At 66.0% G+C, this 22,506-nt stretch carries 20 protein-coding genes; 8 read left to right on the forward strand and 12 right to left on the reverse strand.

The window, feature by feature from the left end; genetic code table 11:
• Window positions 1–96 precede the first annotated feature (96 nt).
• The 6 genes from C8J42_RS12340 to hisG form a co-directional block, all read right to left on the reverse strand.
• Window positions 97–2,052: a S9 family peptidase gene (locus C8J42_RS12340; protein WP_133020476.1), complete on the reverse strand. Its 1,956-nt coding sequence runs from the start codon at window positions 2,050–2,052 to the stop codon at window positions 97–99.
• A 242-nt stretch (window positions 2,053–2,294) separates the two neighbouring features.
• Window positions 2,295–4,451 carry a sodium-translocating pyrophosphatase gene (locus tag C8J42_RS12345; protein ID WP_133020258.1) on the reverse strand — a complete coding sequence of 719 codons (2,157 nt, stop codon included), beginning with the start codon at window positions 4,449–4,451 and terminating at the stop codon, window positions 2,295–2,297.
• A gap of 91 nt (window positions 4,452–4,542) precedes the next feature.
• Window positions 4,543–5,436, reverse strand: coding sequence for a thiamine-phosphate kinase (gene thiL, locus C8J42_RS12350; protein ID WP_120300707.1), 894 nt, complete (start codon window positions 5,434–5,436; stop codon window positions 4,543–4,545).
• Between the two features lie 69 nt (window positions 5,437–5,505).
• Window positions 5,506–5,961 carry a transcription antitermination factor NusB gene (gene nusB, locus C8J42_RS12355; RefSeq protein WP_120300706.1) on the reverse strand — a complete coding sequence of 152 codons (456 nt, stop codon included), beginning with the start codon at window positions 5,959–5,961 and terminating at the stop codon, window positions 5,506–5,508.
• A gap of 210 nt (window positions 5,962–6,171) precedes the next feature.
• Window positions 6,172–7,467 carry a histidinol dehydrogenase gene (gene hisD / locus C8J42_RS12360; protein WP_133020259.1) on the reverse strand — a complete coding sequence of 432 codons (1,296 nt, stop codon included), beginning with the start codon at window positions 7,465–7,467 and terminating at the stop codon, window positions 6,172–6,174.
• A 130-nt stretch (window positions 7,468–7,597) separates the two neighbouring features.
• A complete protein-coding gene (gene hisG, locus C8J42_RS12365) occupies window positions 7,598–8,266 on the reverse strand; it encodes an ATP phosphoribosyltransferase (RefSeq protein WP_207897117.1) in 669 nt (222 codons plus the stop codon).
• Window positions 8,267–8,312: 46 nt separating this feature from the next.
• Between hisG and C8J42_RS12370 the strand changes: the two genes are divergently transcribed.
• Window positions 8,313–9,413 carry a DUF2332 domain-containing protein gene (locus C8J42_RS12370; protein WP_133020260.1) on the forward strand — a complete coding sequence of 367 codons (1,101 nt, stop codon included), beginning with the start codon at window positions 8,313–8,315 and terminating at the stop codon, window positions 9,411–9,413.
• Between the two features lie 61 nt (window positions 9,414–9,474).
• On the opposite strand, the gene C8J42_RS12375 is transcribed toward C8J42_RS12370, so the two are convergent.
• The 6 genes from C8J42_RS12375 to C8J42_RS12400 all read right to left on the reverse strand — a co-directional run bounded on the left by C8J42_RS12375 (window position 9,475) and on the right by C8J42_RS12400 (window position 13,856).
• Window positions 9,475–9,954 (reverse strand): RcnB family protein, encoded by a 480-nt coding sequence (locus C8J42_RS12375; protein ID WP_133020261.1) that lies wholly within the window; start codon window positions 9,952–9,954, stop codon window positions 9,475–9,477.
• Between the two features lie 299 nt (window positions 9,955–10,253).
• Entirely contained in the window at window positions 10,254–11,129 is an 876-nt protein-coding gene (locus tag C8J42_RS12380) for an alpha/beta hydrolase (RefSeq protein WP_056064702.1), read from the reverse strand.
• 230 nt (window positions 11,130–11,359) lie between these two features.
• Complete coding sequence (locus C8J42_RS12385) at window positions 11,360–12,259, reverse strand: pirin family protein (protein WP_133020262.1); 900 nt, start codon at window positions 12,257–12,259, stop codon at window positions 11,360–11,362.
• 4 nt (window positions 12,260–12,263) lie between these two features.
• On the reverse strand, window positions 12,264–12,713 hold the full coding sequence (locus tag C8J42_RS12390; RefSeq protein WP_082441522.1) for an NUDIX domain-containing protein: 450 nt from the start codon (window positions 12,711–12,713) through the stop codon (window positions 12,264–12,266).
• A 148-nt stretch (window positions 12,714–12,861) separates the two neighbouring features.
• Window positions 12,862–13,569, reverse strand: a complete 708-nt coding sequence (locus C8J42_RS12395) for a glutathione S-transferase (RefSeq protein ID WP_056063848.1) — start codon at window positions 13,567–13,569, stop codon at window positions 12,862–12,864.
• Complete coding sequence (locus C8J42_RS12400) at window positions 13,569–13,856, reverse strand: BolA family protein (RefSeq protein WP_056063843.1); 288 nt, start codon at window positions 13,854–13,856, stop codon at window positions 13,569–13,571. Before C8J42_RS12400 ends, C8J42_RS12395 begins: the two co-directional genes overlap by 1 nt.
• 123 nt (window positions 13,857–13,979) lie before the next feature.
• Here C8J42_RS12400 and C8J42_RS12405 point away from each other — a divergent pair, with 123 nt between their 5' ends.
• The 7 genes from C8J42_RS12405 (at window position 13,980) to C8J42_RS12435 (ending at window position 22,384) form a co-directional block, all read left to right on the forward strand.
• Window positions 13,980–14,504 carry a J domain-containing protein gene (locus C8J42_RS12405; protein ID WP_133020263.1) on the forward strand — a complete coding sequence of 175 codons (525 nt, stop codon included), beginning with the start codon at window positions 13,980–13,982 and terminating at the stop codon, window positions 14,502–14,504.
• A gap of 178 nt (window positions 14,505–14,682) precedes the next feature.
• Window positions 14,683–15,687: a cobaltochelatase subunit CobS gene (cobS, locus tag C8J42_RS12410; RefSeq protein WP_056063837.1), complete on the forward strand. Its 1,005-nt coding sequence runs from the start codon at window positions 14,683–14,685 to the stop codon at window positions 15,685–15,687.
• A gap of 4 nt (window positions 15,688–15,691) precedes the next feature.
• Window positions 15,692–17,515 (forward strand): cobaltochelatase subunit CobT, encoded by a 1,824-nt coding sequence (cobT, locus tag C8J42_RS12415; protein ID WP_056063833.1) that lies wholly within the window; start codon window positions 15,692–15,694, stop codon window positions 17,513–17,515.
• 10 nt (window positions 17,516–17,525) lie between these two features.
• On the forward strand, window positions 17,526–17,780 hold the full coding sequence (locus C8J42_RS12420) for a ribbon-helix-helix domain-containing protein (RefSeq protein WP_056064699.1): 255 nt from the start codon (window positions 17,526–17,528) through the stop codon (window positions 17,778–17,780).
• A 71-nt stretch (window positions 17,781–17,851) separates the two neighbouring features.
• Entirely contained in the window at window positions 17,852–20,338 is a 2,487-nt protein-coding gene (locus tag C8J42_RS12425) for a TonB-dependent receptor (protein ID WP_133020264.1), read from the forward strand.
• 58 nt (window positions 20,339–20,396) lie between these two features.
• Complete coding sequence (locus C8J42_RS12430; protein ID WP_056063827.1) at window positions 20,397–21,080, forward strand: Fe2+-dependent dioxygenase; 684 nt, start codon at window positions 20,397–20,399, stop codon at window positions 21,078–21,080.
• Between the two features lie 188 nt (window positions 21,081–21,268).
• Window positions 21,269–22,384 carry a PepSY-associated TM helix domain-containing protein gene (locus C8J42_RS12435; RefSeq protein ID WP_133020265.1) on the forward strand — a complete coding sequence of 372 codons (1,116 nt, stop codon included), beginning with the start codon at window positions 21,269–21,271 and terminating at the stop codon, window positions 22,382–22,384.
• The last annotated feature ends 122 nt before the right edge of the window (window positions 22,385–22,506 follow it).

Genomic DNA, 22,506 nt, shown 5'->3' on the forward strand with positions numbered 1-22,506 from the left:
ATGATGCGGAGACAAAACTGCGTTCGTCCAAACAAGATGCATCCACAGTCGGCGTATATGCTCCGTTATGGAGTTTTGCCGGGCAGTATCCGTGCGTTATACTGGATTATACTTGGTCAGGAATGCACCCATCGCTTTCAGGAATTCGAGCCGGTCCTCGCCGCGCGTGAAATGATGATCGCCGAGCGGTTGTTCGATATACTCGAACGGCTTGCCCGCCTCTTTGAGTGCCGCTGCCATCATCCGCGATTGCTTCACGGGCACGCGCTTGTCCTCCTTGCCGTGCAGCATCAGGATCGGGATCGAGAAGGTCTGCGCACCGAAACGCGGCGAGACGCTGCGATAGTCAGGCGCCTGCTTCTTCAACCAGTCGCCGCGCGTCTTTCCGTACAGGAACTTGCCGTCATAGCGTTGCATCGCCTGCAGATCGGACACGCCCGCATAGGAGATCGCGCACCGATAGGGCGCCGCATCGCCGGTGCCGTTCCTCTGTGCAGCGCGCATCGCCGCATAGCCCCCATAGGACGCCCCCGCCATGCAGACGCGCTTCGGATCGGCGATGCCCTGCTTGGCCAGATGCGTGATCGCATCGTCGAGATCGTCCTGCATCTTCAGGCCCCATTGCCCCTCGCCGAGCTTCGCAAAACTGGTGCCATACCCTGACGACCCACGGTAATTAGGCTGGACGACGGCATAGCCGGTTTCCGCCAGATACTGAGTCCACCAGTCCCAATCTTCCGAATCGCGCGCGAACGGGCCGCCGTGCGGCAACACGATCAGCGGCAGGTTCTTCGGGCTATGTCCGCGCGGCAGGGTCAGCAACGCCTCAATCTCGACGCCGTCGCGCGCCTTGTACCGGATCGTCGACACCGGCGACAACGTCTGCGCCTTCAGATCGCTGTTCTGCCACGAATAGCGCTGCATTGATCCGTTCGCGGGATCGTAGAAATACAGCGCGCCCGCCTGCGATGGCGAGCCGACCTGCACCAGGAACTTCGACCGGGTGCGATCCCACGAGACGATGCGCGCGCGTCGCTCGCCGACCGCCTTGTCGACCGCTTCCTGGATTTCCTTCAGCTTGGGATTCAGCCAGATGGTATGGCCGAAGCGATCGGTGACGGTGATGCCATCGATATCGTCGCCGGTCGCGTTGTCGATCACGCCATCGACGTCGTAGCCATCCGCGCCGTACAGCTTCTTGCCCAGTTTCAAATCGGGCAGCGACACCTCGAACACTTCGTCGCGACCGCCCGAATCGTCCGTCGCGATGGCCGTGCCGTCGGCGCGGAACGTCACAGGGATGACGATGTCCTGCTTGCCGCGGGCCGATGCGATCACCTTGAACGAATCGCGATTGGCGCTGCGATACAGAAGCGAGCCTTTGCGGGTGTCGTCCTCGTACCGATACCCCATCCGGACGACGCCCGCGCCATCCGCATACCAGTCGAAGACGTTCGTCTGACTGCCCGCGACGGTCTTGGTCTTGCCGGTCGACAGATCTACCTCGGAGACTGAGGGATACCATTGGCTTTCGCTTTCGATCCCGGTCTGGCGCGACAGCAGGACACGCGGCGTGCCGTCGCGCGCCGCCCACAGGATTTCGTCCGCGCGGACACCTGAATTCTTCCAGTCGATCCGGTTGATCTTGGTCATGTCGGCTTTGACGCCCAGCGTGCGCGTGACGTAGATTTCCTCGCCGTACAGCATGTCCTGCGATCCGATGCCGACCGCGAGCCAGTCGTCACCAACCCAGCGCCACCAATTGATGTCGACCGTCGCCCCGACCTTGATCGCGGCGAGCTTGCCCCCAGGAAACAGCGGCGCGACGACCAGCACCTGGACGCCGTCGATCGCCATCTTCGCGGCGATACGCCTGCCATCGGGCGACAGCTTCGGATTGGCGATGCCGGGCAGTTTGGCAAAGGTTTCGACCGGCACCCGGTCCGAGAGCGTGGCGTTCGCCTTCGGCGTGGAGGCGGGCGGCGGCGCAGTCTGCGCGACCGCGATCGTCGGTATCATTGCACCGGCCAGCAGGCTCGTACGCCACGTCATCATCAGTCCCCCCGGCCATTCCCCAACGACCGTTTGCGCAGAGTATCGCGTTCGGTAGCCGGCACAAGAGGAGGCTGCAGCGGATCAGTGCAACACCGAGGTCGATGGGACTGAGTGGAAATTGCGCACGCGGCGCACTGCCTTGTTATCGCGCGGGAATGGATGGCAAACATTGAAGCACCGGGCAGTGAATGGATCGCAGAGCGGCCAGCGTAGCTGACCGATCGGCGATCCAGTTCAGTTCACCCCACGCCGCCGCCGGCCAGAGCTGCGAGCAGCAGCAGTGCGACGATGTTGGTGATCTTGATCATCGGGTTCACCGCAGGGCCGGCAGTATCCTTGTACGGATCGCCGACGGTGTCGCCGGTGATCGCGGCCTTGTGCGCTTCGGACCCCTTGCCGCCGTGATGGCCGTCCTCGATGTATTTCTTGGCGTTGTCCCACGCGCCGCCACCGCTCGTCATCGAGATCGCGACGAACAGCCCGGAGACGATCACGCCCAGCAACATCGCGCCGAGCGACGCGAAGCCGGCGGCCTGGCCCGCGACTGCGGTGATGATGAAATACACCGCGAGAGGGCTCAGGACCGGAAGAAGTGACGGGACGATCATCTCGCGGATTGCCGCCTTGGTGACGAGATCAACCGTCCGTGCGTAATCAGGGCGGCTCGTGCCCAGCATGATGCCGGGATTGTTGCGGAACTGCTCGCGGACCTCCTCGACGACCGCACCGGCTGCGCGACCGACGGCGGTCATGCCGAACGCGCCGAACAGGTACGGGAGCAGCGCGCCGAGCAGCAGGCCGACGATGACGTACGGGTTGCTGAGGCTGAAATCGACCGTGACGTCGGGGAAGTACGTAGCAAGATCGGTAGTGTAGGCGCCGAACAGCACCAGCGCGGCGAGCCCGGCCGAGCCGATCGCATAGCCCTTGGTGACCGCCTTGGTAGTGTTACCGACCGCGTCGAGCGCATCGGTCCTCTGCCGGACGTCGTCGGGCAGCCCGGCCATCTCGGCGATCCCGCCTGCGTTGTCGGTGACCGGGCCGTAGGCGTCGAGCGCGACGACCATGCCGGCCTGCGCGAGCATCGCCGTTGCCGCAAACGCAATGCCGATGATCCCGGCCAGCTGGTACGCGACGATCACCGCGACGACGATGACCAGCGTCGGCAGCGCGGTGGATTCGAGGCTGATCGCGAGGCCCTGGATGACGTTGGTACCGTGGCCGGTCTCGGATGCCTTCGCGATCGACTGGACCGGGCGGTGGTTGGTGCCGGTGTAGTATTCGGTGATCCACACGATCAGCCCAGTCACGACGAGCCCGATCATCATCGACCAGAACAGGTCCATGCCGGTGAAGCTCTGCGTCAGCGACGGTGCGGCCTGCGTCATGAGATCGTCGCTCGCGGGATCGAGGAACCCCGCGCCACCGATCACGCGGTGGAGGTCGCCGAGCACGTACTGCGTCGCGAGATAGATCGCCGGGATCGACAGGATCGTCGAGGTGAAGAAGCCCTTGTACAGCGCCCCCATGATGCTGCCCCCACCGAGCCGCACCATGTACGTACCGATGATCGAGGTGACGATGCACACGCCGCCGACGAGCAGCGGGAGCGTCATCAGCCGCATCAGCTCGGCGCCGCTCGCCTGGATCAGCAGCGCGATCGAGATCATCGTCACACCCAAGGTGACGACGTAGGTCTCGAACAGATCCGCCGCCATGCCCGCGCAATCGCCGACATTGTCGCCGACGTTGTCCGCGATGACGGCGGGGTTGCGGGGGTCGTCCTCGGGGATGCCCGCCTCGACCTTGCCGACGAGATCCGCGCCGACGTCCGCCGCCTTGGTGAAGATGCCGCCGCCCAATCGCGCGAAAATCGAGATCAGCGACGCGCCGAACGCGAGCGCGGTCAGCGCCTCGACGATGATCCGGTCGTTGGGGGCATGGCCTGCAGGGCCGGTAAGGTACCAGAAGAACGCGCTGATCGCGAGCAGGCCGAGACCCGCCACGAGCATGCCGGTGACCGCGCCCGATCGGAACGCCATCGTCAACCCGGCCTGCAGCGACGTCCGCGCGGCTTCCGCAGTGCGCACGTTGGCGCGGACCGAGATGTTCATGCCGACATAGCCGGCGACGCCCGACAGCAGCGCGCCGATGACGAAGCCGACCGTCGAGATATAGCCGAGCGTGAAGAGAAGGATCGCCGCGACGATCACGCCGACGATCGCGATCGTGGTGTATTGCCGTCCGAGATACGCCTTCGCGCCTTCCTGGATGGCGGCGGCGATGTCTTGCATCTTCTCGTTGCCGGGGGAGGCGGCAAGCACCTGTCGACTGGTGACGAAACCATATAGGACGGCGATCACGCCGCAGATCATGGCCAAATAGACGGTCGTCATACGGCGCTATCCCTCTTTTCAGGTCCTCTCCGGTCCCGGCTTTGCCGAGTCCCGATGTAAGGAACCTATCAGTGCAGGGGCATTGCGCAAGCTATCCGCGCGGACGGTGTTCGTAGCCGAGACTTGGCGGCAGCAGGACGGGTACACCCGCGTCGTGCAGGGTAAGGCCTGAGCCGCTCGAGAACGCGCCGATGCGGGTGGCGTCGGTGACGAACTCTTCGGGCGCCGCGAAGAGGAGTTGGTAGTCGTCTCCCGCCGTGGCTGCGGCGAGGCGGTCGCCTGAGAAGGTGCGATAGGCGCAGGAAAGCGGAACCCGAGCGAGGTCAATCGTGACGGCTAGGCCGCTGGCGCGCGCCATGCGGGACGCGTCGATCAGCAGGCCATCGGACACATCCATCATCGCACGGACATGCGGGGCCAGGATGCGCCCGTCGGCGAGCCGCGGCTGCGGACGGCGATAGGCAGCGAGGAGCTCGGCCGGGCCTTGTTTTGCAAGCGCGATAGCGAGCCCCGCGCCCGCATCGCCAATCGTGCCGGTGACGTAGAGCGCGTCGCCTTCACGTGCGCCGCTACGGGCGGGCGCTGCGGCATCGCTCCCGAACGCGGTGACGGTCAGGACGCGAGGGGCGTTCGCGGGAAGCGTGACGGTGTCGCCGCCGATGATGCGCGTGTCGAACGTCGCCAGGACGTCGGCGAGCCCCTCGAGAAACGCGCGATCCCACGCGTCGTCGCCCAGCGGGTAGTTGAGGAGGATGCCTTCCGGTTTCGCACCTTTGGCGGCAAGGTCGGAGAGGTTGGTCGCGACCAGCTTCCACGCGACGTCCTGCGCGGGATCGGTCGGGAGGAAATGGACGCCTTCGACAAGCGTGTCGGTGGTGACGACGAGCGGGCCGGCGTCGAGCAGCGCAGTGTCGTCATTGAGGCTACGCGCGGCAGGATGCAGCGGGAGTTCGCGTAAGGCCGCAATGAACTCGGCTTCGGTCATTCTTAGCTCCCTCTCCCCTCCGGGGAGAGGGGCACCAACTGCTCCCTCTCCCCTTCGGGGAGAGGGAGATTACGCCCGCACCTCTTTCGCGATGCCGTCGAGCAACCCATTCACGAAGCCCGACTCGCGCTTGTCGTAGAACGCGTGCGCGACGTCGACATATTCGCTGATCACGGCCGCGACCGGCACGTCCTGGCGCGCGAGCAACTCATAGGTCCCGACGCGTATGATCGCCTTCATCGGCTTGTCGAGGCGGGCGAGCGTCCAGCCCTTGGCCAGCTTGCCCTCGATCAGCACGTCGATCTCGCCGGCCCGCGCGTTGGCGCCGGACACCAGGTCGTCGAAGAAATCGACGTCGGCCTCGGCATATTCGACGTCTTCGATCGTCGCGCCGAGTCGGTGCTGGTGGAATTCGTTGAGCAGGACGGGCATCGCGGTGCCCTCCATCTCGTGCTGGTACGTGGCCTGGACGGCGGCGAGGCGCGCGGCGGCACGCGCCTTGGTGCGGGGGGCGGTTCGAGTCATAAGCGGTTGCCTGTAGGCGCGGGGCGCGTGTGTGTCAGCCCTTTGCGTTTCGAACGGAACGGCAAGAAGGTTTGTTCACGCGGAGGCGCGGAGCTGTTGCGTGCGGCGCAGCCGCTTCGATCTCCTCATCCGCTAGTGATTGAAGGGCCGCTACGCGGCGAGGTCGATACCTCCGCGTCTCCGCGCCTCCGCGCCTCCGCGTGAACCAAACTAACTGTTGAGCCGCAGCCGCAAAGCCACTGATTTTGCGTGTGCGGGAAGGCCCTCGGCATTCGCGAGGGCGACGGTGGCAGGCCCGAGTTCGCGCAAGGCGGCTTCGTCCAGAGCAAGGAAACTGGTGCGTTTCATGAAGTCGAGCACCGACAACCCAGAGGCAAACCGCGCCCGACGGCCCGTCGGGAGGACGTGGTTCGGCCCCGCGACGTAATCGCCGATCGCCTCAGGCGTGTAGCGGCCAAGGAATACAGAACCCGCATGGCGGATACGGTCGAAAAATCCCTGCGGATCGGGGATCGCCAGCTGGAGATGCTCGGCGGCAAGGCGGTCGACCAGCGGGATCGCGTCCGCCAGCGTGTCGACGACCACGATCGCCCCATTGGTTTCCCAAGCAACGCGCGCGACCGCCTCCGTGGCCAGCTCGCGTAACTGGCGGTCGACGGCATCCGCGACCTTGTCGGCAAACGCGGCATCGTCCGTGAACAGGATCGACTGCGTGGTCACGTCGTGCTCGGCCTGGCTGAGCAGGTCGGCGGCGGTCCATTCGGGGTCGTTGAGCGCGTCTGCGACGACGACGATCTCGGAAGGGCCCGCGACCATGTCGATGCCGACGACGCCGTAGACCTGGCGCTTGGCTTCCGCGACCCAGGCGTTGCCGGGGCCCGTGATGACGTCGACCGGCTCGATCCGGCCCGCGCCGTACGCGAGCGCTGCGACAGCTTGCGCGCCACCGACTCGCCAGACTTCATCGACGCCCGCGAGATGTGCGGCGGCGAGGACCAGCGGGTTGATCTGGCCGTCGGGGGTCGGCGTGACCATCGCGAGACGGCCGACGCCCGCGACCTTGGCGGGGATCGCATTCATCAGCAGCGAGGAGGGGTAGGCGGCGCGGCCACCGGGAACGTAGATGCCGGCGGCATCGACGGGCAACCAGCGTGCGCCGAGCCTTACGCCAGCAGAGTCGACCGAGTCGCTGTCGAGCGGCCGCTGTTTCTCGTGATACGCGCGGATGCGAGTGGCGGCGAGCTCGAGCGCGGTGCGCAGGTCCGGATCGAGCGCGTCGAACGCGGCCTTGCAGTCGGCGGCGTCGATCTGCCAGCCCGTGGCTTCAACGTCGTGGCGATCATGCTTCTGCGTGAAGTCGCGCACCGCGGTTTCACCGTCACGGCGGACGGCGGCGATGATCGCGGCAACGTCCTGCGTCACGCCAGCGTCGGACTCGCGACGGTCCTCGACCAGTGCGGTGAAGCGGGTCGCGAAGTCCGCGTCGGATGTGGAAAGGCGGATCACTTGCCCCCCTCCCGCATGCGGGAGGGGCTGGGGGTGGGCACGCGCTCACCGCAGGAGTTACGCTGGAGGGAAGCGCGAGCCCAACCCCCGGCCCCTTCCCGCTTGCGGGAAGGGGAGCAGAAGAGCGCGGTCATGCTGCGATCTCCTGCGCTTCGACGGCGCGGCGGAAAGCCTCGACCAGCGGCACGACCCGTGCGCGCGTCTTCATCGCGGCGCGGTTCACGACCAGGCGGCTGGTGACCTCCATGATCGTCTCGACCTCGACCAGGCCGTTTTCCAGCAACGTCCGCCCCGACGACACGAGATCGACGATCCGCGGTGCCAGCCCGAGCGTCGGCGCCAATTCCATCGCGCCGTTGAGCTTCACGCACTCCGCCTGCACGCCCCGCGCGGCGAAATGCGCCGCCGTCACATGCGGGTATTTGGTCGCGACGCGGACGTGGCTCCAGCCGCGCGGATCGTCCTGCGCCGCCATCTCGGCGGGTTCGGCGACCGACAGCCGGCAATGGCCGATGCCGAGGTCGACCGGCGCGTACAGTTCCGAATAGCCGAACTCGGCGATCACGTCCGACCCGACGATCCCCAACTGAGCCGCCCCGTGCGCGACGAACGTGGCGACGTCGAACGCGCGTACCCGGATCAGCGAGATCGCCGGATCGTTGGTCGCAAAGCGCAACGCACGCGAGTTTTCGTCCGAGAACGACGCTTCGGGATGAACCCCGGCGCGCGCGAGCAACGGCAGGGCCTCGGCTAGGATACGTCCCTTGGGGATGGCGATGATGATCTGGGAATCTGGCACGCGCCGGGCTTTACGGGTGGGGCTGGGCGGGTGCAACAACCTGCACATGGCAAATGAAACGGCAAACCGCGCGGCGTTCGATATCCAGGCGGGCTATTGTGCCGCGATGGACGCGCCGATCACCGCGCGGGTCTGCACCGGATTGGCGGAGTCGATCGATCGCGACAGCGAGACGGGGCGGCGGACACTCGACTGGTCTGGCGAGCCGGTCGCCGATGCGCTGGCGTTGCGATTGGTCGGAGGCTTGCACGCGTTGCACCGGGCGGAGGTCGATCCGGCGCTCGCAGCCGTATTTTCCCGCGCAGAGACTGACCCGACGCGCGTCGTCGCGACGTTGAAGGCGACGCTCATTGCCCATGACTCGGCATTGCTGCCGTGGCTCGATGGTCCGCCGCAGACCAACGAAGCCGGACGGTCGGCGGGGCTGATGACCGGGCTGCTTCATCTGGCGACGCGCTACGGCGCCAAGTTCGAGGTGCTGGAGATCGGATCGAGCGCCGGGCTGAACCTGCTGATCGACCGCTATCGGTTCGATCTCGGCGGCGTGATGGTCGGGCCGGCCGGCTCGCCGGTGAAGATCCGTCCCGAATGGCGGGACAAGACGCCGCCCGACGTGGCGGTCGAGATCGAGTCGGCACGCGGCGTTGATATCCACCCGCTCGACCTGTCCGAACCGGCGGCGGGGACGCGGTTGGCGGCGTATGTCTGGGTCGATGCGGTTGAGCGGCAGGCGCGGCTCGCGGCGGCAATCGCAATGGTGCACGACGGCGGCGTCGATCTGGTCGAAGGCGATGCCGCCGACTGGGTCGAGGCGCGGTTGGCCGAGCCGCAGCCCGACGGCGTTACGCGCGTGCTGATGCATTCGGTGGTGTGGCAGTATCTGCCGGCGACCTCCCGCGAGCGGATCCGGGTCGCGATGGACGCAGCGGGCGCGCGCGCGACGGTGGAGCGACCGCTCGGCTGGGTGATGATGGAGCCGAACCGCGATCTGCACCGCCACGAGGTCCGCGTACGCGGCTGGCCGGGCGAGCGGCCGATGGAACTGGTTGCGCTGACGCATGCGCATGGCGCCTGGGTCGAGGGGCTCTCGGCGCCGTACGAGACGCGGGACTACGTCATGCGACGTGGCGCCTACGAGAAGGACTGAGGCGCCAGATACGAGGGCGGCCCGGGATCGCTCCCAGGCCGCCCAAACTTGGTAGAAGGTCCTAGTAGAAGAAGCCGTTATTGACCTGGGCGACGCGGCCGTTGCGCGTGTCGACCAGAACGACGTCGCGGCCGTAGCGGACCCAGCGCTGATAGCCGTAGGCGGGGCGTGACAGGCGGTACGTCTGATAGTCGTTGATCCAGTATTGGCGACCGTAATAGTTCGGCGCGAATCGGTAGCCAACGCTCACCGGACGATAACGATAGCCGCGCGGTCCGACATAGGCGGGGCGGCGGTAGACGTTACCGTGCGTGCGGCGATAGTCGCGCCAGTCCTCGCGCGCTTCGCGGCGATCTTCGCGCAGTTCCTGGCGGGCTTCGCGGACATCGCCGCGGTCGCCGTAGCGGCGTGCACGATCGAGGTCGCGACGGCTCTCGCAGATTTCGCGCTGGTCGCGACGGACTTCGCCATAGCTCTGCGCGGTCGCGAAGGTGGGGACGAGGGTGGCGGCAGCTACGGCCGCAAGGATCATCTTACGCATGATTGCTCTCCTGTATCGACGCCGGATCAACGGCATGGACAGGCTTTTGCTCCCGCCGCGCTGAACGATCGCCGAATGCGGTGGTCAGGATTCAGACAGGTGGCGAAGGTTCGGTCGAATGTTGCGCGGACCTGCGCCGCCGCATACGGCCCCCCCCCCCCGGCGAAGGCCGGGGTCCAATTGGAAAGGTTGCAGTAACGTAGCGCTGCCCCGAGTTACGGCCGCCCCCCGATTGGGCCCCGGCCTTTGCCGGGGGGGGCCTGGCCAAAGGGTACGTACGTCGCTGACCGACGGTCGGCTCAGACACCCCAACGGCGCATAGCGGCGATCACAGCGTCGGGTTTCTGCCACGGCACGAAATGCCCCGCATTGATCTTCTCGATCGTGAGGTCGGGCACATAAGCGCCAAGGTCGAGCTGACTCGGCAGCAAAGCGCTGTCCTGCACTCCCCAGATCACCAGCACCGGCATCTTGGTTGGCGGGAACGGCCCGTCGAGGAAGGCGGGGCGGGGCGGCGTCTCGTCCATTTCGGGCACGACGATCGCGCTCGCGCGGTACCAGTTGAGCATGCCGGTAATCGCGCCGGGCTGGCCCCATTCGTCGAGATAGGCGGCCTTGTCCTCCGCCATCGCGGCGAGATCGGCGTGCTTCGAGAAACTGGTGTCGAAGAAGGTTTCGAGGCCGATCGACTCGATGTGCTTTTCGAGATCGGGATTGCGGAAAGCCCGAATGTACTGGCTGGCGGCGCGCTGTTCGAGGTCGTCGAACATGGTCCGCTGGAAGACGAGCGGGTGGGGGGCGTTGATGATCACCAGCTTCGCGATGCGCTCGGGGTGGCGCAACGCCGCCATCCACGCGACTGCGCCGCCCCAGTCGTGGCCGACCAGCGTGAAGCGGTCGATGTCGAGGTGATCCGCGAGCGCGATCAGGTCGGCGACGATCTTGTCGGGGGTATAGCTGTCGACGCTCTCCGGCTTGGACGAGCGTGCGAAGCCGCGCTGATCGGGAGCGATCACGTAATGGTCGCGGGCGAGGTCCGGGGCGATGTCGCGCCACGTACGATGCGATTCGGGGAAGCCGTGGAGGAGGATGACGGGCGGGTTCGCGGGATCGCCGCTGATCGCGACGTCGAGTTCGACGCCCGTGGATAGCGCGATGCGTTGCAGGTCCGACATCATTCCCCTCCCGCTGGCGGGAGGGGTTAGGGAAGGGCCTACCCGTCGCGCTGCCTTCTGGTCATGCCCTCCCCCGACCCCTCCCGCAAGCGAGAGGGGAGGATACGCCTTCTTCTCCCCTCCCGCATGCGGGAGGGGCTGGGGGTGGGCTCCCGGCCAATTTCAAACGGATCGCTGGTCGATAGCGCGAGCCCACCCCCAGCCCCCTCCCGCTTGCGGGAGGGGGGGAATCACGGATAGCTGACCGTCTTAGGGACCGCGGGAATCTCGATCCATTCCTTCTCGTCCCCAGGCACCTTCGGAAAGTTGCCCGCGTTCCAGTCCCGCTTCGCCTGCTCGATACGATCCCGGTTCGAGCTGACGAAATTCCACCAGACATGGCGCGGCGTCGTGAACGCATCGCCGCCGCAGAGCATCGCGCGGCCGCCATGCGCAGACCGCAGCGTTGCCGAGATACCGGGGCGGAGCACATACAGCACCTGCGGCTCGAGGCTCACGCCTTCCAGCGTCGCCTCGCCCATCGCGAGGTAGATCGCGCGCTCCTCGGCCGCCGCGTCGATCGGCACGCTCGCGCCCGGATCGAGCGCGATGTCGGCGTAGATCGTCCCCGAATAGGTCGTGGTCGGCGCGGTCTGGCCCCACAGGCTCCCCATGATGATCCGCGAGCGCGCACCGTGCGCCTCGATCGTCGGCAGTTGCGCCTTGGTGACGTGCTCGAATGCGGGGTCGATCTCCTCGACCGCTTCGGGCATCGCCAGCCACGTCTGGATTCCCGACAGGTTCGGCCCTTCGACACGCTCGTCGCCGGGCGAGCGCTCTGAATGGACGATGCCGTGACCCGCGGTCATCAGGTTGACTGCGCCGGGCTCGATCCGCGCCTGCGTGCCGAGCGAATCGCGGTGGTCGATCGCGCCGTCGAACAGATATGTGACGGTCGACAGGTTGATATGCGGGTGCGGCCGAACGTCGATGCCTTGACCTACGTCGAGATGCGCCGGGCCCATCTGGTCGAAGAACAGGAACGGGCCGACCATCGTCCGTTCCTTGTTCGGCAGCGTGCGGTGGACCTTGAAGCCGCCAAGATCGTGCGTCGACGGCAGGATGGTCTGGAGGACGAAATCATCGAGCATGGCGTTATCCCTTGGCAGGTTCCGTGGCGTCGAGGAGTTCGACCAGGTCTGCTGGATAGAGCGTTTCGTGGAAGCCCGCGATGTCGTTTCGGGAAAACCAGCGGTGACCGACGAGCAGTTGCTTCTCCTGTTCGGTGAGATTGCCGGCCTTTACGTCGCAGGTGTCGACGTCGATCCGGAAATAGCGTTCGTCCGCGGTGACCTCTGTGCCTTCGAAGGTGCGGAAGTCGACGACGCGGCGTGCGACTTCGGGACCGCAGTCGATGTCGAGGCCGACTTCTTCCCAGAGTTCGCGGCGGGCGGCGGCGGCGTAGCTCTCGCCCGGATCGACCGCACCGCCCGGTGTGCACCAGAGCGGGTGGCGATCGGCGGGCGTGAAGCGGAACATCAGGACGCGGTCCTGGCCGTCGACGAGAAGTATCCTAGCTGCTGGGCGCGGGGTCCTCACAACCAGCACCTCCCCGGCGAAGGCCGGGGCCCAGTTGGAAAGGTCGATATGGCGACGGGCTGCCCCTCTTTACCACTGTCTCTCAACTGGACCCCGGCCTTCGCCGGGGAGGTGCTGGCCGGCGACGTGCTGAGTGTCAGGACACTGCCAAGCCTCATACCGCGTCGAGTTCCGGATAGGCGCGGAAGATGCCGTCGGTGTTGAAGGCGAGGCGACGGTCGCTTTTTAGATAGGCCTTGATGCCGGGCAGCTCGGCGACCTGATCATGAATCCGGACCAAGTTCGGATAGTCAGGTTCGAGCGTCTTCATCCGCTTCGGGAACATGTACCGCAGCCCCTCGATCACCTGGAACAGCGACGTATCAGCATAGCTCCACTTGTGATCGATCAGCCAGTCACCCGCATTCGCCTGCGCGGCCTCCTCAAAATGTCCCAAATACTTTGGCATCCGCGCCTCGCGGAACTGCTTGGCGGCGCGCGCGGCCTCGGGTTTCTGGTCGTCGTAATAGTCCATCATCGCGACCGGATGATGGACGTTGTGGACCTCCGCGACGAGGTCGGCGATCGTCAGCTGGAACTGGTTAAGCCACAGCCGATCCGCCATGTTCGACGGCGCGAGGCCGTGACGCTCGCCGAGATACATCAGGATGTTGGCGACCTGCGCGATCACGAGGCCGTCAAGTTCGAGATAGGGCGGTGCGAATGGCGTCCGACCGGCGCGGTCGTTCAGATCGGCCATGAGACCGTCCTCGCCTACGCCGCGCGCGCAATCCTCGTACTCGATCTCGGCGCCTTCCAGCGCAAGCCGGACGAACTCGCCGCGCCCCTGGATCGAGGGCCAGTACCAGAGCTTGTAGGACATCAGCTTTCCCCGGGTGCGCGGGCCTTGATGGCGAGCGCGTGGATCTTCGTGCTCAACAGTTCGGCGAGCGCCTGGTTCACGAGTCGCTGGCGGGCGACGCGATTAAGGCCTTCGAACGCCGACGTTTCCACCTCGACGCGGAAATGCGTCTCGCCGGTGCCGTCGTCGCCCATGTGGCCGGCGTGCAAGCCGCTCTCGTTGACGACGGTCAGCTGCGTCGGGGCGAGTGTCGCGGTGAGGCGGGCGGTGATCTGGTCCTGTACGGAGCCGGTGGCGAGGTCTGTCATGCTCCCTATATAGCCCGTTTTGAAAAGCGCGGGGAGCCGGTGGCGGACGACGATCGAAAAGAGCGGAAGGAACGCCCCAGCCCACGGTTTCACGGCCGCGTGGAAGGGACGGGTCGAGTCTGCATGTGGCGCGAATGCGAGGAGCCCGGCGAATTTCGCGCTCCCCCGCTCGAAGGGCCGAGCGACGGCGGCCCGCCGCAGTTCCGCTGGTTCTGCCTCGAGCATGTCCGCGCGTTCAATTCGGGGTATAATTTCTTCGACGGCATGACCGCGGACGAGATTCACTACGCGCAGCGCCCGCTGGCGGGCTGGGAACGCGAGACGCGCGCGTTTGCGCATGGCGGCGGCGACACCCCGCCGAAATGGGCGGACTTCGCCGATCCGATCGATGCGATCGGTGCACGCTTCGGCGAGCGGATGGCGGCGGCGCGAAAGGATGGCCGCGTGCTCTCCGACGGCGAGCGGCGCTCGTTGCGCGTGTTGGGGCTCGGCACGGACACCGACCGGACGGCCTTGCGCAAACGCTACAGCGAACTCGTTCGCCGCTATCACCCCGACCGCAACGGCGGCGACCGGGCGCATGAAGCGGAATTGCAGAAGGTGATCGCTGCCTACCAGCACCTGAAAGGCGCGACCGCGTTTGCCTGACAAGCTGGGAATGTGATCCATACTTACTCTGATCGATATTTCACGACGCGCCAGCCGGAACCGCACGGCTGGCGAGCGGTTCGTCTAACTCTTCCGGTCAATCGCCTGACCAATCGTACAGCGGCGGTTGAGTAACTGCCCGCGCTTGGCCTAGAGCTACCGGGAACACGAGGCCAACATGACCGATATCCCGAATACCCAGCCAGATAGCCGCGAGACCACGATCCTCGACGCACCCGACCGCATGGTGAAAGTGCGCGAGATGTTCGGGATCGATTCCGACATGGAAGTGCCGGCCTTCTCCGAAGCCGACGAGCGCGTCCCCGATCTCGATCCGGCGTACGTCTTCGACGCCGACACTACGCTCGCCGTGCTGGCGGGGTTCGCGCATAACCGCCGCGTGATGGTCCAGGGCTATCACGGTACCGGCAAGTCGACGCATATCGAGCAGGTCGCGGCGCGCCTGAAATGGCCGTGCATCCGCATCAATCTCGACGCGCACATCAGCCGTATCGACCTGATCGGCCGCGACGCGATCGTGCTGAAGGACGGCCAGCAGATCACCGAGTTCCGCGAGGGCCTGCTGCCCTGGGCGTTGCAGACGCCGACCGCGCTCGTGTTCGACGAGTACGACGCCGGCCGCCCGGACGTGATGTTCGTGATCCAGCGCGTGTTGGAGACCGAGGGCAAGCTGACGCTGCTCGACCAGAACCGCGTGATTCGCCCGAACCCGTGGTTCCGCCTGTTCGCGACCGCCAACACGGTCGGCCTCGGCGATACGAGCGGGCTGTATCACGGCACGCAGCAGATCAACCAGGGCCAGATGGATCGCTGGAACATCGTCGTCACGCTCAACTACCTGCCCGCCAAGGTCGAGGCGCAGATCGTGCTCGCCAAGTCCGGCGAATACGACAAGCCCGAGGGCAAGAAGACCGTCGAGAACATGGTGCGGGTGGCGGACATGACCCGCAAGGGCTTCGTCAACGGCGACATCTCGACCGTAATGAGCCCGCGTACGGTGATCACCTGGGCGCAGAACGCGCTGATCTTCGGCGACGTCGGCTTCGCGTTCCGGTTGAGCTTCCTCAACAAGTGCGACGAGGCGGAGCGTTCGCTGGTGGCTGAATATTACCAGCGCGTGTTCGGCAAGGACCTGCCCGAGAGCGTGGTGGGCAAGGCGTAAGCCTTTGGCCAACGAAACCCCTCTCGATCGCTTCAAGGCGGTTCTTGCCGGCACGGCGCGTGCGATTTCGGAGGAGCCGGAGGTCGAACTCGCCTTCACCGCCGATGCGCCGACGCAGAGCGGCAAGCACATCAAGGTGCCGATGCCCGCGCGCGCCCTGCCGCTGGAGCAGGTCGCCGAGGCGCGTGGCTTCGCGGACGGATTCGCACTCCGGTTGAAGCATCACGACATCGCGCTGCATAATCGTGCGGCGCCCGCCGAGGCCGTAGCGCGCGCGGTGTTCGATTCCGTCGAAACCGCACGTGTAGAAGCGCTCGGGTCGCGCGGTTATGCGGGGATCACCGAGAATCTCGACCGCGCGCTCGACGTCCGCTTGCGCGCTGACCCGATTACGCGCGCGCGCAACCGTGACGAAGTGCCGCTGTCGACCGCGCTTGGCCTAATGGTGCGCGAGCGGCTGACCGGACAGGAATCGCCCGCGATCGCCGCACCCGGTCTCGCGCTGGTGCGGGAGTGGATCGAGAGCAAGACCGATCTCGACGCGCTGGCCTATGCGCTCGACGACCAGAAGGCGTTCCAGGGTCTCGCGCGGAAGATGTTGCAGGAACTCGAGCTGGTCGAGGGCGATCAGGTCCCCGAGGAGAGCGACGAGGGCGGCTCCGAGGACGAGGGTACCGACGAGCAGCAGCAGGACGAGGGCGACGAAGGCGACGACCAGGGCGAGGACGGCCAGGGCGAAGTCGAGGCGCGCGGCGAGCAGTCCGAGCAGCAGAACGAGGAAAGCGACGGCCAGGAGCAGAGCGACGAGTCGATGGACGACATCGACGGCGAGCCCGGCGACGATGGCGAGGAAGGCATGCAGCCGGTCCGCCCGAACCGTCCCTTTGCGGACATGGGCGGCGCGTTCGACTACAAGCCGTGGACGACGCAGTTCGACGAGGTGATCGCCGCCACCGAACTGTGCGACGCCGACGAGCTCGCACGCCTGCGCGGCTATCTCGACCAGCAACTCGTCCACCTGCAATCGACCGTGTCGAAGCTCGCCAACCGGCTCCAGCGGCGGCTGATGGCGCAGCAGTCGCGATCGTGGGATTTCGACCAGGAAGAGGGCATCCTCGACGCGGCGCGGCTGGCGCGCGTGATCGTCAACCCGACGCTGTCGCTGAGCTACAAGGCCGAGCGCGAGACCGATTTCCGCGACACCGTGGTGACGCTGCTGATCGACAATTCCGGCTCGATGCGCGGCCGCCCGATCTCGATCGCGGCGATCAGCGCGGATATTCTCGCCCGCACGCTGGAGCGCTGCGGTGTGAAGACCGAGATCCTCGGCTTCACAACGCGCGCCTGGAAGGGCGGGCAGAGCCGCGAGACCTGGCTCGCCGCCGGGCGTCCGCCGCAGCCGGGTCGGCTCAACGACATTCGCCACATCGTCTACAAGCGCGCCGACGAGCCGTGGCGCCGCGCGCGCAACTCACTCGGGCTGATGATGCGCGAGGGGTTGCTGAAGGAGAATATCGACGGCGAGGCGCTGATGTGGGCGCACGCGCGGCTGGTCGCGCGGCCTGAAGAGCGTCGCATCCTGATGGTGATCAGCGACGGCGCACCGGTCGACGATTCGACGCTCTCGGTGAATTCCGGCTCGTATCTGGAGCGCCATCTGCGCCAGGTGATCGGCTGGATCGAGAGCAAGTCGCCGGTCGAGCTGGTCGCGATCGGCATCGGCCACGACGTCACCCGCTATTACGCGCGCGCCGTCACGATCATGGACGTCGAACAGCTTGGCGGCACGATCATCGAGCAGTTGGCCTCGCTGTTCGATACCGAATGATCCGCCGGTGATCGCGGGCGGCGGCATTACGGCGCCCGCGGGCGGGTTCCACGGACCCGTCAAACGCTCGATCACCATTGCAGGCCACCAGACGTCCATCAGCCTCGAACCCATCTTCTGGCAAGCGCTGGAGGCTTCTGCGGCGCGCCTCGCGTTGCCCTTGTCTGCGCTGGTCGCAGAAATCGACGCGATACGCATCTTGGCTGACGATCCCCCCAATCTCGCTAGCGCCTTGAGATCATGGCTGTTCTCGAACGATTCATGAGAATTAGTCGCAATAGCGTTGACAGTGAAAACGACTCTCAATAGCGAACCCGCAACAATAAGGGGTTTCGCATGTCTGGTCCTTCGTCGCGTTCGTCCGTCGCGCCTGCATTTCTTGCGCTTTCGTGCGTAGGGTTCATTGCCAGCGCACCAGCCTACGCTGCCGACCGCCCAGCTGAATCGGCAAAGGTCCACGCGGCCGACGACCAGGAAAAGCAGCTCAACCGCGACGAAATCGTCGTCAACGGCAAGACCGTTCCCGCGACCACGCTGGAGAGCCCGAAGGCGACGCGCAGCCTGCTCGACACCACGCAGACGGTCACCATCATCGGCGACCAGACGATCCGCAAGCAGAACCTGCTCACCTTGCGCGATGTGCTGCAGACGATCCCCGGCATCACCTTCGGTGCGGGCGAAGGCGGCGGCGGCTACGGCGACAGCATCAACCTGCGTGGCTATTCCGCCAATAACGACATCACGATCGACGGCGTCCGCGACAGCGCGCAGTATAGCCGCAGCGAGACGTTCAACCTGCAACAGGTCGAGGTCTATAATGGCGCGAACAGCGTGTTCGGCGGTGGCGGATCGGTCGGCGGCACGATCAACCTCATCACCAAGCGCCCGCAGGCGGAAACGTTGACGGTCGTGTCCGGCGGCGTCGGCACCGACGATTATTATCGCACGACACTCGACTCGAACGTCCGCGTCAGTGACCTCGTCGCGGTCCGTCTGAATGCGGTCGCGCACAAGAACGACATTCCCGGCCGCGACGTCGAGAACAACAAGCGTTGGGCGGTCGCGCCGTCGCTGATTGTCGGCGTCGAGGGCCCGACCAGCCTGACGCTGCAATATCTGCATCAGGAGGACGAGAACGTCCCCGTCTACGGCGTGCCGTACTTCCGCAATGCGGTGAACAACGGGCCGCTGCCGGGTGCTGACAACTCCGCCTATTACGGCATCCGGAATCTCGACAAGCAGGACATCACCGTCGACCAGGCCACCGCGACGGTCAGCCACAGCTTCTCCGACAAGGTCTTGATCCGCAACCTGAGCCGGTGGCAGCGCGTCCAGCAGGACTCGTTGACGAGCGCCCCGCAAGGTGTGTTCTGCCTGTCGACCGGGTTCCAGCCCCAGCCGCTGACCAACGTCGCGACGACGCCGGCGGCCTGTCCCGCCCCGACGGCAACCGCTCCGGGTCAGAACATACCCGGTTCCTATTACCCGAGCGGCCCTCGCGGTTTCGTCCGAAACCAGGAAAACCAGATCCTCTATAACCAGACCGATCTCCGTTCGGTCTTCGATACCGCGGGACTCGAGCATACGCTGGTTCTCGGCGCGTCGGTCTCGCAGGAGGATTACACGATCGTCACGGGCAACACGTTGCGTACCGCGGCCGGCGCAACGGTCGCCCAGCCGCCGATCAACCTCGCCAACCCGAACACCGACTACACCGGCCCGTTCAACTTCATCCAGGCCGGCCGGTCGGAGGGCACGACGAGCAATGCGGCGGTCTACGCTTTCGATACGATCAAGGTGATCCCGCAGATCGAGGTCAATTTTGGCCTGCGCTACGAGCATGCCAAGGGCCGTTTCCGCGCCGATACCTTCTCGGTCGTGCCCGACGCGACGCTCGGCACCTATGCACGCGGCCTGAACCAGACGAGCGACGAAACGCTGTTCTCGTACCGCGGCGGCATTAACTTTAAGCCGATCGAGACCGTCAGCCTGTACGCGTCGTACGGCAACGCGACCACGCCGACGTCGGCGACCGTCCGGCTCGGCTGTGGTACGTTGATCAACGCACCCGCGGGCCAGCTCGACCCATGCGACGTGAAGCCGGAAAAGGCGGTGAACTACGAATTCGGCGCGAAGGCGGACCTGTTCTCGCGCAAGCTGCAGCTGACGGCGGCGGTGTTCCGCAACGAGCGTACCAACTACCGTGTCGCCACGAACGACCCGATCGTCACGACGCTGGGCGTCAACGACGGCCGTTCGCGCGTCGACGGCATCGCGCTGGGCGCCAGCGGCAGCATCTCGCACGCGTTCTCGATCTTCGCCAACTACACGTATCTGAAGGCGAAGGTCATCCAGAGCGTCTCGAACTTCTGTCTCGCCAATCCGGGTCCGGTCCGTACGACCGTCGGCACGACCACGACGACGACCAACCCATGCGGCAACTCGGCCGCGATCCTTGATACGCAGGCGGGGCAGGAGCTCACCAACACGCCGAAGCATTCGGGCAGCCTGTTCACTACCTACACGCTGCCGTTCGGCCTCCAGCTCGGCTACGGCCTGACCTATCAGGGGGCGTTCGCGCTCAACAACAGCGCGCTGGCCACCCCACTCGCGCCGACGACCGTGGTGACTCCCGTCTTCGACTCGGCGGACTACCTAACGCACCGCGCGTTCCTGTCGTACACCGTCGGCAACGGCCTGACCGCGCAGCTCAACGTGCAGAACTTCACCAACGAAAAATACTACACCGGCATCCGCAACAATGGCTGGGCGACGCCGGGCGAGGCGCGTTCGGTGCGGCTGACGCTGTTCTACAGCCTGTGAGGCTCGGCGGCGACGCGGGCAGTTTGCCGGTATCGCCGCCGCATTCTAGAGTGACGCCATGTTGATCGCGATCCCTGATGTCCTCGATGCTGCTGGCGTCGCCCGTGTCCGCACGCTGATCGATCACGCCGAGTGGATCGACGGCAACGCGACGTCGGGGCCACAGAGCGCGCTCGCCAAGCGCAACGAGCAATTGCCCGAGGACTCGGTCGCCGCGCGCGAGGCTGGCGGGATGGTCCTCGATGCGCTCGGCAGGTCCGCGCTGTTCGTCGCGGCGGCGCTCCCGCTTAAAGTGTTCCCGCCGCTGTTCAACCGCTACACCGGCGGACAGGATTTCGGGCTGCACGTCGACAACGCGATCCGGATGAAGCGCGGCACCGATTTTCGCATCCGCAGCGACCTGTCCGCAACGCTCTTCCTCGACGACCCCGCGACCTATGACGGCGGCGAGCTGGTGATCGAGGACCAGTTCGGGCCACAATCGGTCAAGCTACCGGCCGGGCATATGGTTCTCTACCCCGCTTCCAGCCTGCACCGGGTGACGCCGGTGACGCGCGGGGTGCGTACCGCATCGTTCTTCTGGCTCCAGTCGATGGTACGTGACGACGGCGCGCGGCGGATCCTGTTCGATCTCGACCAGGGCGTGCAGGCAGTCGCGGCCGCACAAGGGCAGGGCGATCCAGCCACCGTGCGGCTGACCGGTGTGTACCACAATCTCCTGCGCCGCTGGGCGGACGCCTGACTTCTGCTCCCCTCCCTGAAAGGGAGGGGCAGGGGGTAGGTCGGTTTCCGTATCTCCAGACGCCGCGACCAGAGCAGGCCAACCCACCCCCAACCCCTCCCTTCCAGGGAGGGGAGCATGTTGCGCTCCGTCTCTCATGTGGACTTCGACAGCCCCCCCATGCCACGTTCCAGACACGGGGGAATGCAATGAACAAACTGGCAATGCGGCGCGCGTGGTTCCAGGTCCACAAGTGGATCGGGCTGGTGCTGGCGATCCTGATCATACCGTTGTCGCTCAGCGGCGCGGCGCTGGTGTGGCATGACGCGCTCGATCGGATCGTCGATCCGGCGCGCTATGCAGTTTCGGGGAGGACCGTGGTCGGGCCGGACAGCTATGTCGCGGCGGCGCGCGCGGCGCTGAAGCATGGCGAGCGGATCGCGACGCTGACGATGCCCGACGACGGCGGCCCGGTGATCGTCGCGGCCAGTTCGGCCAGTGCGCCGATCCGGCAAGGGCCTCCCCAGCGGACGATGGTGTATCTCGATCCGCCGACGGCACGCGTGCTGGAGGTGTCGCCGTCGAACGCCGGGCTCGTGCGGTTCTTGCACGTGCTCCACGGGAGCCTGCAACTCCCCGGCGTCGGGCGCTCGATCGTCGGCTGGATCGGCGTGGCGATGATGGTGTCGTGCTTTACCGGGCTGTGGTTGTGGTGGCCGACGGTTGGGAAGTGGACGCGTGGGTTCCGGTTCCGACGGCACCGTGACGTCGAAACCAACCTGCATCATTTGTTCGGCTTCTGGATCGCGCTGCCGCTGTTCGTGCTGTCGCTGACGGGTGCCTGGATCTCGTTCCCGCAGGTCTTCGGGAAGCTCACCGGCGAGACGTCGCGTCCGAGAGGCGGTCCCGATCGCGGCGCGATGATGCGCGCAAAACCGCTGGCGTCGCCCGCGCAGCCACTGGCGGTGGCGATCGGCAAGGCCCGCGGCATCGTCGACAATGCACCGTTGCGGAGCGTAAACTGGCCGACCGACCTCAGCGCGGACTGGACAGTAACGTTTCAGGGCAGGGGCCAGGGCGGCGGCGCGCCGATCGGGGTGAAGGTTGCGGACGACACCGGCGGCGCGATCGCCGCACCCGCGCGGCCTCAGGGCGGCGTGGCGCGGTGGATGCGACGGATCCACGATGGCACCGACATGGGTGCTCTGTGGCAGGTGATCATCTTCCTGGGCGGGATATTGCCCGCGGTACTGGCGGTGACCGGCGTGATCATGTGGTGGCGCGCGCGGAAGTGGAAGGCCGAGCTGGTAGCGCGGCGGGCCTAACCTGTCCCTCGCCCCTTCGGGGAGAGGGAAGGAGGAGCCTCTTGGCGACGGGAGGGTGAGGGGAGTTGGGACTCGCGTCCCGAGCCTCACGCCCCTCACCCTCCCACGCGCAAGAGCACGCG

The sequence above is a fragment of the Sphingomonas sp. PP-CE-1A-559 genome (assembly GCF_004340965.1).
Taxonomy (GTDB): Bacteria; Pseudomonadota; Alphaproteobacteria; order Sphingomonadales; family Sphingomonadaceae; genus Sphingomonas.

Excerpts from the sequence above, each read along its gene's own strand:
- C8J42_RS12340 (WP_133020476.1), bottom strand. The coding sequence starts at position 2,052 with ATGACGTGGCGTACGAGCCTGCTGGCCGGTGCAATGATACCGACGATC.
- C8J42_RS12375 (WP_133020261.1), bottom strand. The coding sequence starts at position 9,954 with ATGCGTAAGATGATCCTTGCGGCCGTAGCTGCCGCCACCCTCGTCCCC.
- C8J42_RS12425 (WP_133020264.1), top strand. The coding sequence starts at position 17,852 with ATGTCTGGTCCTTCGTCGCGTTCGTCCGTCGCGCCTGCATTTCTTGCG.
- C8J42_RS12385 (WP_133020262.1), bottom strand. The coding sequence starts at position 12,259 with ATGCTCGATGATTTCGTCCTCCAGACCATCCTGCCGTCGACGCACGAT.
- C8J42_RS12400 (WP_056063843.1), bottom strand. The coding sequence starts at position 13,856 with ATGACAGACCTCGCCACCGGCTCCGTACAGGACCAGATCACCGCCCGC.
- C8J42_RS12395 (WP_056063848.1), bottom strand. The coding sequence starts at position 13,569 with ATGTCCTACAAGCTCTGGTACTGGCCCTCGATCCAGGGGCGCGGCGAG.
- C8J42_RS12430 (WP_056063827.1), top strand. The coding sequence starts at position 20,397 with ATGTTGATCGCGATCCCTGATGTCCTCGATGCTGCTGGCGTCGCCCGT.
- C8J42_RS12345 (WP_133020258.1), bottom strand. The coding sequence starts at position 4,451 with ATGACGACCGTCTATTTGGCCATGATCTGCGGCGTGATCGCCGTCCTA.
- nusB (WP_120300706.1), bottom strand. The coding sequence starts at position 5,961 with ATGACTCGAACCGCCCCCCGCACCAAGGCGCGTGCCGCCGCGCGCCTC.
- C8J42_RS12380 (WP_056064702.1), bottom strand. The coding sequence starts at position 11,129 with ATGTCGGACCTGCAACGCATCGCGCTATCCACGGGCGTCGAACTCGAC.
- C8J42_RS12405 (WP_133020263.1), top strand. The coding sequence starts at position 13,980 with ATGTGGCGCGAATGCGAGGAGCCCGGCGAATTTCGCGCTCCCCCGCTC.
- C8J42_RS12435 (WP_133020265.1), top strand. The coding sequence starts at position 21,269 with ATGAACAAACTGGCAATGCGGCGCGCGTGGTTCCAGGTCCACAAGTGG.
- thiL (WP_120300707.1), bottom strand. The coding sequence starts at position 5,436 with ATGACCGAAGCCGAGTTCATTGCGGCCTTACGCGAACTCCCGCTGCAT.
- cobS (WP_056063837.1), top strand. The coding sequence starts at position 14,683 with ATGACCGATATCCCGAATACCCAGCCAGATAGCCGCGAGACCACGATC.
- C8J42_RS12370 (WP_133020260.1), top strand. The coding sequence starts at position 8,313 with ATGGCAAATGAAACGGCAAACCGCGCGGCGTTCGATATCCAGGCGGGC.